A 13,358-nucleotide genomic window follows, 5' to 3' on the forward strand; every position below is an offset into this window, starting at 1 on the left:
TTCGGCAATGTCAGCCATGCCCATCGGGGCGCCCGGGTGACCGGATTTGGCTTTCTGTACTGCGTCGATACTGAGAAAACGAATGGCATTCGCCAGGGTCTTTCTGGAAGGCATAGTCAACTCCATTGCTAAAACTTGAGGAAAAATTCGCCCCCGCCCAGAGGGGTGATGGCGAGGTCGCAGTAATGAACGAGGGTGGCGTGCGTATCCACATCGTGCGCCACCGACTGCGGCGTCCGGACGTCAACCACGGCGCAGCCCGCTTCCCGGGCAGACAGCAGGCCCGCGTAAGCGTCTTCAAAGGCGATGCAGCAGGACGCCGGTAAACTGAGCTTTTGCGCGCCCAGTAAGAACGGTTCGGGGTGGGGTTTGCCGTGCCGAATACTTTCACAGGTGACCAGCGCGGCGGGAAACGGTAAACCGGCATGGCGGATGCGGGCGGAGGCCACTTTCAGCGAGCCCGAGGTGACAATCCCCCAGGGCACGCCAAGGGCATTGAGCTGGTGAAGAAACGCCACCGCGCCAGACACGGGCGTCATGCCCACGGCATGACGGACCTCATAGGCCTCCAGAAGCAAAAATTCGGTGTTTATCACCGCGTCGCTGGCGTCGGGCATAAAGTGGCGCAGCGTACTGACCGCCGGTTTGCCGTGCAAAAAATCGCAAACCGCCTGCTCGTCCAGCCCCTTGTTATTTGCCCAGGCGCGCCAGGCGCGTTCGACAAAATCCAGCGAGTTAACCAGGGTGCCGTCTAAATCAAATAGCAATCCGCGAAACTGCATAATGCTCACCATCCGGGTACAAAAATAGCGTTATTTATTTTGTACCTCAGGGCTCGCTGGCGAATAAATATCAATAAACGCGTATTAATAGTAATTTCGACATCTTCTGGTATAGCAAATTAATTTCATGACTGCGATCACAAAACACGGCGTCGGAAATTTATTTCCTGTAAAGGTCACTTTTTTTCTATTCAAACAACGGCGATAACGATAAAGGATATAACCATGAAATGCAGCACAGCCTGTTTACTCAAAAAATTTAATTCGTATTCGATTACCGTTTTTGGGAGTGGTTATGTCAGAAATAATAACGTATCAGTGCGATCTCAGGGATGGTATTCACGCCAGACCGGCAGGACATATCGAACGTCTGTGTAATTCTTTTCAGGCTAACGTGCGCTGGAAAAATAAGCGTACCGGCCTGGAGGGCAGCGCCAAAAGCGCCCTATCAATTGTAGCGACCGATACGTTATTTAATGATATTTGCGACATTACGCTTGAGGGCGAAGATGCCCGCCAGGCTGCGTCTCAGCTCGCGGCGTTATTAAAAAAGCTGCCCGGCTATGAAACTGCGCCGCAGGAAGAGATCCCTGCGCCAAATGGCTATCTGCCGCGCTCGCTGCGGGAAACCCGGCTGAGTTTTATTCAGGGCTCACGCATCAGCGGCGGCGTAGCTATCGCCAGGCCGGTCATGATCCAGAGCCTGACATTTGACGAGTTATTCGCGCGCAATCCGGGTCACATCGCCCCCGCCGCGCAGGAAAAGATTCACCTTATCGACGGGCTGGAGGCGTTAAAAGAAGAAAAGCGCGCTGCGCTGGAAATAAAACAGGGCGTTGAGCATGATATTATTCAGGCGCATATATCCATTCTTACCGACGCGGAATTTCAGCGGGCGACTTGTGGGTATATTGACAATGGCGAAAATAGCTGGTCGGCTATTATTCGGGCGGCGATAGATTTATGCGATATTCTGAATCGATCGTCCAGTAAATATATTAAAGAGCGCACCCTCGACGTGCTGGATATTACCACCCAGCTGTTAACCGCGATTTATGGCGCGGAGGCTTTGCCGCAAAACAGCCTTGAACTGACCCAACCGTCAATCATTCTGGCCGACAGCCTGACGCCGAGTAAATTCCTCGCCATTAATAAGCAGTGGCTGGCAGGCATGGTGCTCTCCTCTACCGGGAAAACGTCGCATACCGCGATCCTTGCCCGTTCACTGGGCATCCCTACCCTGACGGATATCGATTTTACCCGCCTCGCGCTGGCGCCGCAGCGGGACATTATTATCGACGGCAATCCAGGCATTTTAATCACCGCGCCGGATGAGCAGGTGCTGCGCTATTACCGTCATGAAATGGCGGTGCAGGAAAAGATGCAGCAGCAAATGCTGACCACGGTGCACCAACCGGCCGCCACCTGCGACGGGCAGCGCGTGGAAATTGCCGCCAATATCGCCAGCCTGGCGGAAGCCGAAGCGGCGTTCCGCAATGGCGCGGAGGGCGTTGGGTTGTTCCGTACCGAAATGTCGTTTATGGACCGGGAAACGCCGCCGGATTATCCCGAGCTGGCGGAGCTGTATACCCGGGTGATGGCCTGTGCCGGGGGCAAGCCGGTGATCTTCCGCACTTTTGATATCGGCGGCGACAAGCCGGTGGACTACCTGCGTATCGGCGAAGAAGAGAACCCGTTCCTGGGATTTCGCGCGGTGCGTACCTATCCGCACTATCGCGAGCTGTTTGCCATGCAGCTAAAAGCGATTCTTACCGCCTCCGCCATGGGCAACGCCAGAATCATGATCCCGATGATTTCTCACGTGGATGAGGTGATCTGGTGTCGCGAGATGCTGGAGAGCGTTAAGCAGATGATGCGCGCCGAGGGCCTCCCCTTCGATGACGCTATCGCGCTGGGCGTGATGCTGGAAGTCCCGTCGGTGATCTTCGCTATCCCGGAAATCGCTGAACACGCCGACTTTTTCAGCGTTGGCAGCAACGATCTGACCCAGTACTTCTTTGCCGCCGACCGGGGGAATTCCCAGGTGGCGGCGGTTTACAACAATTACGCACCGTCATTTTTACGCGCCATGCGTTACGCCGCAGACGAAGTGCACCGCGCCGGAAAATGGATCGGCATCTGCGGCGAACTGGGTGCCAGCAAAGATTTTCTGCCGCTGTTTACCGGTATGGGCTTTGACGAACTCAGCATGAGCGGCACCGCCATTCCCGCCGTCAAACACGCGCTGCGTGAACTGGATTACGCCCGCTGCCAGCAGCTGGCGCAGCAGATTATCGCGCTGAAATCTTCAGCGGACGTGAAAGCCGCGCTGCAAACGCCGGACGTGAAGCCCGCCAGCAAAAAGCCGATTCTGGCACCGGAGTTTATCCTCTGCGGCCTCGACGCCAGCGATAAAAACGAAGTGATTAAGATGATGACCGATAACCTCTGGCTGCATCATCGCACCGATAATCGCGATCGGCTGTGTGACGATATCTGGGCGCGGGAAGATTCATTTTCTACCGCCGTGGGCTATGGCTTCGCTATTCCGCATACCAAATCCGACCATATTGATCATTCCACCATCAGTATGGCGACGCTCGCTCAACCTATTACCTGGGGCGACCAGCAGGTGGAAACCGTGTTTATGCTGACGGTCAGTAAATCTGCCGATCCGAATGAGCACATGAAATATTTTTCCACCCTGGCCCGGAAACTGATGAAAGAGGATTTTCGCCATGAAATAAAACATGCCGCAAACGTCACGGTACTCTACAACCTGATGATCCAAACATTAAATATTTAAAGTCATCTCAACATTCAGGAGTTAATTATGAAAATTGTCGGCGTCGCAGCCTGCATTACCGGTGTTGCTCATACCTATATGGCGCAAGAAGCGATTGAGCAGGAATGCAAAAAACGTGGCTATGAAGTTAAAGTCGAAACCCAGGGCGGAATGGGGATTGAAAACGAATTAAGCGAAGACGAGATTGCCGGGGCGGATGTGGTTATTCTGGCGGTGGCGATTGGCATCGAAGGCGTGGAACGTTTTGAAGAAATGGAAGACGCGGGTCGGGTAATTTCATTAAATCCGGCGGAAGTGATCCGCGATCCGGCGGCCATTATTAATAAAGCGGAACAGCTTGCACGGTAATATTTAAAATACTCGTGCCGCACAACGTTAATTAGCTTTCTGTGAACCCGTTATTTTCGCACTCAGGCGCGAGGCCTACGCACGGTCTCGCCTGCTGCGTCAATAAACGGGAAGCGAGGAATAGAATATGTCGAATAATATGAAAGCCATTAAAGACGAATTAATTAAGGCATTCAGCACCGGCGTCTCTTATATGATGCCGGTGGTGGTGGTGGGCGGGATTTGTTTATCGCTGTCGCTGGTGGGCGGTGAAGCCGTGCCGGGTAAAGGGATTGTGGTTACCAATCCGTTTTTACTGAACCTCGGCGCTATCGGCAGCGCGGGCCTGGGGATGATGATCCCGGTGCTCGCCGCGTATATCGCTTACTCCATTGCCGGGAAGCCGGGCCTGACGCCGGGTTTGATCACCGGTTTTATGGCCAGCACCCCGCTGGGCGATGACCGAGTAGTGACTGGCTTTCTTGGCGCCATGCTGCTCGGCATCCTGAGCGGCTATGTCGCTAAGTGGATTAAAACCTGGAAAGTCGGCAAGTCGCTGATGCCGGTGATGCCAATCCTGATCATCCCTATCGTGTCGACCTGCCTGGTGGGGATGCTGTATCTGTATGTGCTGATCGGCCCGATTGGGGTGGCGATGAAATGGCTGGTGGCGATGCTCTCCAATATGCAGGGCGGCAGCGGGTTGGTGTTGGGGCTGATCCTCGGCGCGATGGCGGCCTTTGATATGGGCGGGCCGGTGAATAAAACCGCTACCGCATTCACCCTGGCGCTGATGGCCGAAGGGATTTATGGCCCGAACGGCGCGTACCGTATCGCCTGCGCTATCCCGCCGCTGGGCATTGCGCTTTCGACCTATATTTCGCACCGCAAATGGGCGGAGGACGAAAAACGCATGGGCTCCTCCGCCGCCTTTATGGGCTTTATCGGTATTACCGAAGGCGCGATCCCGTTCGCCGTTAAAAATCTTAAAACCGTTTTGCCCTCAATCATTATCGGCAGCGCCGTCGGTGCCGGTCTGGCGATGCTGCACGGCGTGGAATGTATGGTCCCGCACGGCGGATTAATTGTACTGGCGGGCGTGAATAAAGCCCCAATGTGGTACGTCATCGATATGGCTATTGGCGTTATTGTCACGGCGATTTGTCTGCACGTATTACGTCCGAATATTAACGATGCGGTGAAAAAAGAAGCCGTTAAAAAACCTGTCACTTCAGATATCAAAAACGTCTAAGGAGTTATCATGAAAAATACAATGAAGCAGTACGTGGATTATATTGTGAACGGGGGTAAATCCACGATGCTAGGTATTGGCCCGATGTCGCCGGCCCTTATTCAGGCGTGTTTTGAATTAGGCAAAGAAAAAGATCTTCCGCTGATGTTTATTGCCAGCCGCAACCAGGTGGACGCTGATGAATTTGGCGCGGGCTATGTGAATAACTGGGATCAGTTCCGCTTCGCCGCCGATCTGAAAGCGATGGCGGAAAAAGTCGGTTTCGACGGCGATTATTTCCTGTGTCGCGACCACGGCGGCCCGTGGCAGCGCGATAAAGAGCGTAAAGACCACATCCCGGAAGCCGAAGCCATGGCGCTGGCGCGCCGCTCTTATCAGGTGGATATGGATGCCGGTTTCGATCTGCTGCACATCGACCCGACCAAAGACCCGTATGTGGTCGGGAAAGTGATCGACATCGAACTGGTGCTGAGCCGCACCGTCGAGCTGATCCGTTTCTGCGAAGAGTACCGTAAAGCCAATAACCTGAAAGAATTCTTCTATGAAGTGGGCACCGAAGAGACCAACGGCGGCCTGACCGATATCAGCGCCTATGAAGGCTTTATCGTGGAGCTGAACAAGCGCCTGTCTGCCGAAGGCCTGCCGCAGCCGCTGTTTATCGTCGGCCAGACCGGCACGCTGACCCGCCTGACCAAAAACGTCGGCAACTTTAACGACAAACAGTCCGCAGAGCTTTCCGCCATCAGCACCCGCCACGGCGTGGGCCTGAAGGAGCATAACGGCGACTATCTGCCTGACGAGATCCTGCTGAAGCATCCGGGTCTTGGCATTACCGCCATGAATGTCGCGCCGGCTTACGGCACCATCGAAACTCGTGCCTATCTCAAACTGGCGGAAGTTGAAAAAGACCTGGCGGCGAAAGGCTTTATTAAATCGGCATCGAATTTCAAAACCGTTTTGACCCGTGAATGCGTACTCAGCCACAAATGGGAAAAATGGATGACCGACGAGCATAAAAATAAAACCGAAGAGCAGATCTTTAGTGAACCGGAATTACTGAAAGAGATCCTCGAACTCAGCGGCCACTATAACTATGAAAAACCGGACGTGGTAAAAGAGATGCAAACCCTCTTTGCCAATCTGAAATCCTTCGGCGTGGAGCCGGAGCGTTATGTGGTGAATAAAATTAAAGACATGATCCAGAATGAAGCCGAGTGCTTTAATATGCCTGGCCTGACCTCGCGGGTCGCTCAGGCAAAATAAGCGTAATGTGACAATAAGGAGAGGGCCCCTCCTTATTAATGAAGATAAATAACAGGTATCAGTATGAATCAGCTTGAGCAATTAAAGCAGCACACGGTGATTGTCGCTGACAGCGGGGATATTGACAGTATTACCACTTATCAACCCGAAGACGCCACGACCAATCCGTCGCTAATCTATAAAGCGGCGCAGCTTCCCCAATATCAGAAGCTGGTGGAAGACGCGGTGGCGACGGTGAAATCACGCGCCAGTAGCGGCGAGGCCAGGCCCTCCGCTATCGCGGATTATCTGGCGGTCAGCATCGGGGCGCTGATAGTCAAAAGCGTCCCCGGGCGCATCTCGACCGAAGTGGATGCCCGGCTCTCTTACGACACCGAAGCCAGCATCAATAAAGCGCGGCAACTGATAGCGCTGTATGAAGAGAAAGGCATCGGCAAAGACCGCGTGTTAATTAAACTGGCCGCTACCTGGCAGGGCATCCGCGCCGCCAGCGTGCTGGAAAAAGAGGGTATTCACTGTAACCTGACGCTGCTGTTCTCTTTCGCCCAGGCCAGAGCCTGTGCCGATGCAGGCGTATTTTTAATTTCGCCGTTTGTGGGCCGCATCTACGACTGGTACAAAAAAAACCAGCCGGACACGGTTTTTACTCCCGATAACGATCCCGGCGTGGAGTCGGTACGCAAGATCTATCAGTTTTACAAACAGCACGATTACCAGACGGTGGTTATGGGTGCCAGCTTCCGTACGCCAGAGCAGGTGCTGGCGCTCAACGGCTGCGATCGTCTGACCGTCTCACCACAACTGCTGGCGAAGCTGAAAGAAAGCGACGCGCCCGTGCCTTCCCCACTGGCTTATCACGGCGACGTGCAGCCAAAACCGGCTGCGATAAGCGAAGCGGAATTTTTCTGGCAACATCATCAGGATGCCATGGCGGTCGAAAAACTGGCAGAAGGGATCCGGTTATTTGCCGCCGACCAGAATAGCCTCGAAGCGTTACTGAAAACCTATTTATAATCACCGTTGCCCCGGAAAGACGGGGCAACTTTCTGTTACTTGCCGACAATCTCTCCTCAGAAATATATCGTATTTTTCTCATAACATAATTATCTCATCTCCCTGATAATTATGGCCGTCACTGTACATTGTGTAACAAAAATAAACCTTCACCTTTAGATATCGCGACTACGCTTATATCTGGCGTCAGTCCTGATGATAAAATAACCCGAAAGGATAATTCACATTGAAGGTTTAATGCCAATAAGCAGACAGATAATGAGTACATATTTTGGGCACGTGTTGTAGCGGGAAAAGACTATGCGAGTAAAAATGACGGCCAGCAGAATGGCTAAATTTCATCTGACGCTGGCGCTGGTATGGGCGGCGCTGACAATACCCACATTAATATGGTGGAAAGACAGTATTCTGTGGGTTTCTTTAATGAGTATTTATGCCATCGTAATAGGACATTTAGCCGCCTACAGCGCCGCACATGCTGAAAAAGCCGCCAGCAAAGCGCTGAATGAAAGCGGCGAGGCGAATAAGCGCATCGATCAGCAAAATAGCGAAATGGCGGGTTAACAAAATGCCGGTTAATAACTGACCGGCCACAATGACATTAGCGCAGATAATAGCGGGATAACACCTGTTTCAGCCCGGTTATTATTGTTTGCTTCCACGCTACGGTAGATTTTCGGTACTGCAAAAACAGATTTCCCTGCGCCTGAAACCCCTCCAGCGGCAGGGTAGAAATTTGCGCTTTATCCACCAGCGTGGCGAACCAGGGCGTCGGGATCACCGCAAGGAGCGGCGCGCTGCGCAGCGCCGGGGCAAGCTGGCTGTAATCCTGACAGATAAAAGCCAGATGCCGCGCCACGCCTTCGCGCGCCTGCTGCCGGTCCAGTTCGTTGATCGCCTGCGGCCAGGGGTGGCAGTAAAAATGGTTGAAGTCCTGAAGCGCTGAAAAATCGATGCTCTCCCGCCCTTTCATTCGCTTCAGTAACGGTGGACCGTACGCCACAATCAGCCGCGTGCTGCCGACCCGTTCATAATGCAGGGCGCTGAGCTGCTGTTGATGATCCCCTACGGCAATCACCAAATCGACTTTCCCTTCGACCAGCTCATCGCGCCAGGCACGGCGTTCAAACGGTACGCACTCAATTACCGCATCGGCACTCTGGCCGCGACGCGCCAGTTCCGGCGTCAGCAGCACATTAAGCGCGGGTGGCAACGCCACACGAAACCGGCGCTGGTCGTGAGCTTCTTCGCTAAATAATTCTTCATTCAGCGAGACGAACAGCGGAACCAGTTTTTCTTTCAGACTCAGAGCGAACAAGGTGGGAACCTGCTGGTTACCTTCGCGACGAAACAGCGGATCGTCCAGCGATTCCCGCAGCCGGTTGAGCGCGTGGCTAACGGCAGAAGCGCTCAGGCCCAGTTGCTTTGCCGTCAGGCTGGTAGAGCCGGTGGTTAACATCACGTACAGCACTTTGAGGAGATTTAAATCCAGTTGCAGGATATTCACTGATAAGAGACTCAATTGCACCTTATTAAATTTATGCTCATTATACTTCGGCTCCTTATTAAAAGGAGAAGTTATGAAACGTTCCGCATTAATGATGGCCTGCCTGATGTCGTTTAGTTCTTTTACCAGCCACGCCGCGCTGGATCCCAACCAACCGCTGGCGGATGCGCCCCCCTACTCGCTGTTCGTTGACTGGGCAAAACCGGTGAAACCGTTCCGGATTGCAGAGAGCGTCTGGTATGTAGGCACTGAAAACTTGTCCTCGGTGCTGATCGCCACGCCCAAGGGGCACGTGCTGATCGACGGCGCGCTGGATGCCAGCGCCGCGCAGATCCGGCAAAACATCCGCGCCCTGGGCTTTCATATTGCGGACATCCGCCTGATCCTCAATAGCCACGCCAGGCTCGACCAGGCCGGAGGCATTGCCAGGCTCAAAGCGTGGAGCGGCGCGAAGCTGGTCGCCAGCCGACCCAATGCCGAACAGATGGCGCGTGGTGGCAAAGATGATTTTGCGCTGGGGGATGCCCTGCCGTTTCCTCCCGTAAAGACCGATATCCTTGTTGAGGACGGCGATGTCCTGCGTCTGGGCGACGTAACCATCAAGGCGTTACTGACGCCGGGCCATCTGCCAGGCAGCACCTCATGGTTAGTTACCCTTGCGGATGGGAAGACAATGATTTATGCCGATAGCCTTGCCACGCCAGGCTATGACCTGGTCGATAATAAAAATTATCCGACCCTTACTGAAGATATTGAGCGCAGTTTCCGCATACTGGCTGCGCAGCATGTTGATATCTTTGTTGCCAATAAAGGGGAGCGTTTTGATCTGGCCGGGAAAATGGCCCGCCTGGCGGCGGGCGATAAAGAGGCGTTTATCGATCGCGAGGGGTTACAACGTTATGTCGCGCAGTCTCAACAGCGTTTTGCGGCGCAGTTGAAAGAGCAGACAGCCCGCTAATCCCCTGATGACGATGCCGGTCGCCTGATGAGCCCGGCATCAGTTCAGGCGCTATCTCTTTTTCGGCCACAGATCCTTGCGTTTGTAAGGTTCAATATCCCCTTCTTTACGCGTTTTCAGCAATTTCAGGATCCAGGTATATTGCTCAGGATGGGGGCGAACAAAAATCTCCACTTCCTCATTCATGCGCCGGGCAATGGTGCGATCGTCGGCGTCGTTAAGATCGTCCATCGGCGGGCGGATATACACGTCGAGACAGTGGGTTTTGGCGTTATAGACCGGGAACAGCGGCACCACGCGCGCACGGCACACTTTCATCATGCGTCCTATGGCAGGCAATGTCGCTTTATAGGTCGCAAAGAAATCGACAAACTCGCTGTGCTCCGCGCCGTGGTCCTGGTCCGGCAGATAATACCCCCAATAACCTTTGCGAATCGCGGTGATAAACGGCTTTATACCATCGTTACGGGCGTGGATACTGCCGCCGAAGCGTCTTCTGGCGCGGTTCCAGCAGTAATCAATCAGTTTGTTTTGCTGGTTATGAAACATTGCCGACATTTTTTGCCCCTGAGAGGAGAGCAACATCGCGGGAATATCCACGCCCCAGCCATGAGGCACCAGGAAAATAACGTTTTCGTTGTTCTGACGGAACGTTTCGAGTATTTCCGCGCCCTGCCAGTTAACCCGCGGCATAACCTTTTTAGGGTCGCGAATCGCCAGCTCAGCCATCATGACTATCGCCTGCGGCGCGGTTTCAAACATCTTATCGATGATGGCTTCGCGTTTTTCTTCAGAATATTCAGGGAAACAATAAAGCAGATTGATACGCGCGCGACGACGGGCGCTTTTACCAAACCGACCGCCTATCCGGCCCAGCGTTGCCAGTAACGGATCGCGAAGCGCGGGGGGCGTTAGCGCCATCGCAGAGATAGCGGCAATCCCCAACCAGGCTCCCCAGTAGCGCGGATGAAAAAATTCGTTTTTAAATGTGGGAATAAATTCGTGGTGAGTTCTTTTTTCCATGCCCTTTTCCGTCTGGCGCCCAACAGAATGGGCAAAATAATCCGTTATTTTAGCGTCTGATGGCGCGTGAGACAAAAGAAAAGCCGACGCCCGGAGGGAGGTCGGCTTTGTCCTGAACGGCAGGATTAATCAAAACGCAGCTGCGGGACCACTTCTTTGACCTGCGCCAGGTAATCCGAACGGTCTTTACCGGTCAGGCCCTCAGAGCGCGGCAGTTTAGCCGTCAGCGGATTCACCGCCTGCTGGTTGATCCACATTTCGAAATGCAGGTGCGGACCGGTAGAGCGGCCGGTGTTGCCCGACAGCGCGATGCGATCGCCGCGTTTCACCTTCTGGCCCGGTTTCACCAGCAGCTTTTTCAGGTGCATATAGCGCGTGGTGTAAGTGCGACCGTGACGCACGGCGACGTAGTACCCTGCCGCGCCGCTGCGTTTGGCGACAACCACTTCGCCATCCCCTACCGCCAGCACCGGCGTACCCTGCGGCATCGCGAAGTCCACGCCTCTGTGCGGGGCGACGCGGCCCGTCACCGGATTGAGGCGGCGCGGGTTAAAGTTGGAAGAGACGCGGAACTGTTTTACCGTCGGGAAACGCATAAAGCCTTTCGCCAGCCCGGAACCGTTACGGTCGTAGAATTTCCCGTCTTCCGCGCGCACCGCGTAGTAATCTTTGCCGCTGGAGCGTAAACGCACGCCCAGCAACTGGCTCTGCTCGCGTTTACCGTCGAGCATTTCGCGCGACATCAGCACCGAGAACTCATCGCCTTTTTTCAGCTTGCGGAAGTCCATCTGCCACTGCATGGCTTTGATCACCGCGCTGATTTCGCTGCTGGTTAATCCGGCGTCTTTGGCGCTGGCGACAAAGCTGCCGCCCACGGTGCCTTTCAGCACATTGTTCACCCAGTCGCCTTCGGCGATTTCACTGCTCATTTTGAACCCGCCGTCGACGCGATCGTAGGTGCGGGTTTCACGGCGCGACATCTCCCAGGTCAGGCGTTGCAGTTCGCCTTCCGGGGTTAAGGTCCAGGAGATTTGCTGACCGATTTTTAAATTACGCAGGTCTTTATCGACGTTCGCCAGAGTGCTGATATCCCCCATATCAATGCCGTACTGGTTCAGTACGCTGCTCAGGGTATCGCCGGTAGAAACCACATATTCGTGAACCCCGGTTTCGCCTGCGGTTTTATCATCAAGCTCGTCCTGCGGGATGGACTCATCTTCTTCCGGCGGGGCCTGATCGATAGGCTCACTCGCTTCGGGCAGCAGGGAACGCACTTCGCTCTTCTCAAGCTCAATGGTTTTGACAATCGGGGCAGCTTCGGGGTGATAGATGTACGGTCGCCAGACGGCGACCGCAAGTGTAAGAAAAGTTAGTGACCCCAACATCACGCGATGGGGGCGTGGCAGGTTGTTAAATGCCAGGGCGACAGAGCGGGCTATCTGTTGCACGTATTCACTTCCTCGTTAATCTCCTTTCAGGCAGCTCGCATACTGGTTTGCCAACTGGGTCAGGAAGTCGCTATAGCTGTCCTTGCCCAATTTCACCTCAGTTCCCAGCGGATCGAGTGTTCCCATACGAACAGACGTCCCCCTGGCAACGGCTTCGATTACCGCTGGCCTGAATTGTGGCTCAGCAAAAACGCAGGTTGCTTTTTGCTCAACCAACTGTGTTCTGATTTCATGTAAACGCTGCGCACCAGGCTGGATTTCAGGGTTAACGGTAAAGTGACCCAGGGGCGTAAGACCGTAATGTTTTTCATAGTAGCCGTAGGCGTCATGAAAAACGAAATACCCCTTCCCTTTCAACGGTGCCAGCTCATCGCGAACCTGCTTATCGGTTTGGGCTAATTGTGCCTCAAAGTGCTGCAGATTGGCGTCTAGTTTGGCCTTACTTTGCGGCATAAGTTCCACTAATTTTCCATGGATTGCAACCGCTGAAGCCCGCGCGATCTCAGGCGAAAGCCAAATATGCATGTTATATTCACCGTGATGGTGATCGTGGTCACCGTTTTCAGCGCCATGATCGTGCCCGTGTTCGTCGTCATGGTCATGATCTTCACCTTTCATGAGCAGCGGTTTCACGTCGGGCAATTCGCCCATGGTGACCTTTTTTTGCTCCGGGAACTGGCTGACCTGCTTCTGCATAAAGGCTTCCATGTCCGGGCCAACCCAGACAACTAAGTCCGCGTTTTGTAAGCGTTTTACATCAGACGGGCGCAGCGCATAATCATGCTCGGAGGCACCATCGGGAAGTAATACTTCTGTATCAGTCACGCCATCGGCAATGGCTGAAGCGATAAATCCAAGAGGTTTAAGCGAAGCGACGACCGCCGCCTGCGCGTTTGCCACAACTCCACCCCATACGGCTGCTGAAAGTGCAGCGCAAAGAAACGTCTTTTTATGTAACATTATTTAACTATCCGTCGT

13 protein-coding genes are annotated in these 13,358 nt (G+C 53.9%); 7 read left to right on the plus strand and 6 right to left on the minus strand.

Annotated features, from left to right (window positions below):
• Together GV764_RS22255 and GV764_RS18260 are read right to left on the minus strand one after the other, a co-directional pair.
• On the minus strand, nt 1-114 hold a 114-nt coding region (locus tag GV764_RS22255; RefSeq protein ID WP_161661362.1), incomplete at its 3' end, for a hypothetical protein.
• Between the two features lie 14 nt (nt 115-128).
• A complete protein-coding gene (locus GV764_RS18260; RefSeq protein ID WP_161661363.1) occupies nt 129-782 on the minus strand; it encodes an HAD-IA family hydrolase in 654 nt (217 codons plus the stop codon).
• 295 nt (nt 783-1,077) lie between these two features.
• On the opposite strand from GV764_RS18260, the gene ptsP reads away from it, so the two are divergent.
• From ptsP to GV764_RS18290, 6 genes are all read left to right on the plus strand, one after another.
• On the plus strand, nt 1,078-3,588 hold the full coding sequence (ptsP, locus tag GV764_RS18265; RefSeq protein WP_161661364.1) for a phosphoenolpyruvate--protein phosphotransferase: 2,511 nt from the start codon (nt 1,078-1,080) through the stop codon (nt 3,586-3,588).
• A 27-nt stretch (nt 3,589-3,615) separates the two neighbouring features.
• Nucleotides 3,616-3,936 (plus strand): PTS fructose transporter subunit IIB, encoded by a 321-nt coding sequence (locus tag GV764_RS18270; protein ID WP_161661365.1) that lies wholly within the window; start codon nt 3,616-3,618, stop codon nt 3,934-3,936.
• A 127-nt stretch (nt 3,937-4,063) separates the two neighbouring features.
• Nucleotides 4,064-5,167, plus strand: coding sequence for a PTS fructose transporter subunit IIC (locus GV764_RS18275; RefSeq protein WP_161661366.1), 1,104 nt, complete (start codon nt 4,064-4,066; stop codon nt 5,165-5,167).
• Between the two features lie 9 nt (nt 5,168-5,176).
• Nucleotides 5,177-6,430, plus strand: coding sequence for a class II D-tagatose-bisphosphate aldolase non-catalytic subunit (locus tag GV764_RS18280; RefSeq protein ID WP_161661367.1), 1,254 nt, complete (start codon nt 5,177-5,179; stop codon nt 6,428-6,430).
• Nucleotides 6,431-6,493: 63 nt separating this feature from the next.
• On the plus strand, nt 6,494-7,444 hold the full coding sequence (gene tal, locus GV764_RS18285) for a transaldolase (RefSeq protein ID WP_161661368.1): 951 nt from the start codon (nt 6,494-6,496) through the stop codon (nt 7,442-7,444).
• Between the two features lie 300 nt (nt 7,445-7,744).
• Complete coding sequence (locus GV764_RS18290) at nt 7,745-8,008, plus strand: monooxygenase (RefSeq protein ID WP_161661369.1); 264 nt, start codon at nt 7,745-7,747, stop codon at nt 8,006-8,008.
• Between the two features lie 37 nt (nt 8,009-8,045).
• Here GV764_RS18290 and GV764_RS18295 read toward each other — a convergent pair whose 3' ends face one another.
• Nucleotides 8,046-8,951 carry a LysR family transcriptional regulator gene (locus GV764_RS18295; RefSeq protein ID WP_161661422.1) on the minus strand — a complete coding sequence of 302 codons (906 nt, stop codon included), beginning with the start codon at nt 8,949-8,951 and terminating at the stop codon, nt 8,046-8,048.
• A gap of 73 nt (nt 8,952-9,024) precedes the next feature.
• Here GV764_RS18295 and GV764_RS18300 point away from each other — a divergent pair, with 73 nt between their 5' ends.
• Nucleotides 9,025-9,909 carry an HARLDQ motif MBL-fold protein gene (locus tag GV764_RS18300; protein ID WP_161661370.1) on the plus strand — a complete coding sequence of 295 codons (885 nt, stop codon included), beginning with the start codon at nt 9,025-9,027 and terminating at the stop codon, nt 9,907-9,909.
• Nucleotides 9,910-9,960: 51 nt separating this feature from the next.
• Here GV764_RS18300 and lpxM read toward each other — a convergent pair whose 3' ends face one another.
• The 3 genes from lpxM to znuA form a co-directional block, all read right to left on the minus strand.
• A complete protein-coding gene (gene lpxM, locus GV764_RS18305; protein WP_161661371.1) occupies nt 9,961-10,932 on the minus strand; it encodes a lauroyl-Kdo(2)-lipid IV(A) myristoyltransferase in 972 nt (323 codons plus the stop codon).
• 125 nt (nt 10,933-11,057) lie between these two features.
• Nucleotides 11,058-12,380: a murein DD-endopeptidase MepM gene (gene mepM / locus GV764_RS18310; protein WP_161661372.1), complete on the minus strand. Its 1,323-nt coding sequence runs from the start codon at nt 12,378-12,380 to the stop codon at nt 11,058-11,060.
• 15 nt (nt 12,381-12,395) lie between these two features.
• On the minus strand, nt 12,396-13,340 hold the full coding sequence (gene znuA, locus GV764_RS18315; protein WP_161661373.1) for a zinc ABC transporter substrate-binding protein ZnuA: 945 nt from the start codon (nt 13,338-13,340) through the stop codon (nt 12,396-12,398).
• Nucleotides 13,341-13,358 lie beyond the last annotated feature (18 nt).

It is taken from the genome of Atlantibacter hermannii, assembly GCF_009907385.1.
Classification (GTDB): domain Bacteria; phylum Pseudomonadota; class Gammaproteobacteria; order Enterobacterales; family Enterobacteriaceae; genus Atlantibacter; species Atlantibacter hermannii_A.

Excerpts from the sequence above, each read along its gene's own strand:
- lpxM (WP_161661371.1), bottom strand. The coding sequence starts at position 10,932 with ATGGAAAAAAGAACTCACCACGAATTTATTCCCACATTTAAAAACGAA.
- GV764_RS18280 (WP_161661367.1), top strand. The coding sequence starts at position 5,177 with ATGAAAAATACAATGAAGCAGTACGTGGATTATATTGTGAACGGGGGT.
- GV764_RS18275 (WP_161661366.1), top strand. The coding sequence starts at position 4,064 with ATGTCGAATAATATGAAAGCCATTAAAGACGAATTAATTAAGGCATTC.
- GV764_RS18270 (WP_161661365.1), top strand. The coding sequence starts at position 3,616 with ATGAAAATTGTCGGCGTCGCAGCCTGCATTACCGGTGTTGCTCATACC.
- ptsP (WP_161661364.1), top strand. The coding sequence starts at position 1,078 with ATGTCAGAAATAATAACGTATCAGTGCGATCTCAGGGATGGTATTCAC.
- GV764_RS18260 (WP_161661363.1), bottom strand. The coding sequence starts at position 782 with ATGCAGTTTCGCGGATTGCTATTTGATTTAGACGGCACCCTGGTTAAC.
- znuA (WP_161661373.1), bottom strand. The coding sequence starts at position 13,340 with ATGTTACATAAAAAGACGTTTCTTTGCGCTGCACTTTCAGCAGCCGTA.
- GV764_RS18300 (WP_161661370.1), top strand. The coding sequence starts at position 9,025 with ATGAAACGTTCCGCATTAATGATGGCCTGCCTGATGTCGTTTAGTTCT.
- GV764_RS18290 (WP_161661369.1), top strand. The coding sequence starts at position 7,745 with ATGCGAGTAAAAATGACGGCCAGCAGAATGGCTAAATTTCATCTGACG.
- tal (WP_161661368.1), top strand. The coding sequence starts at position 6,494 with ATGAATCAGCTTGAGCAATTAAAGCAGCACACGGTGATTGTCGCTGAC.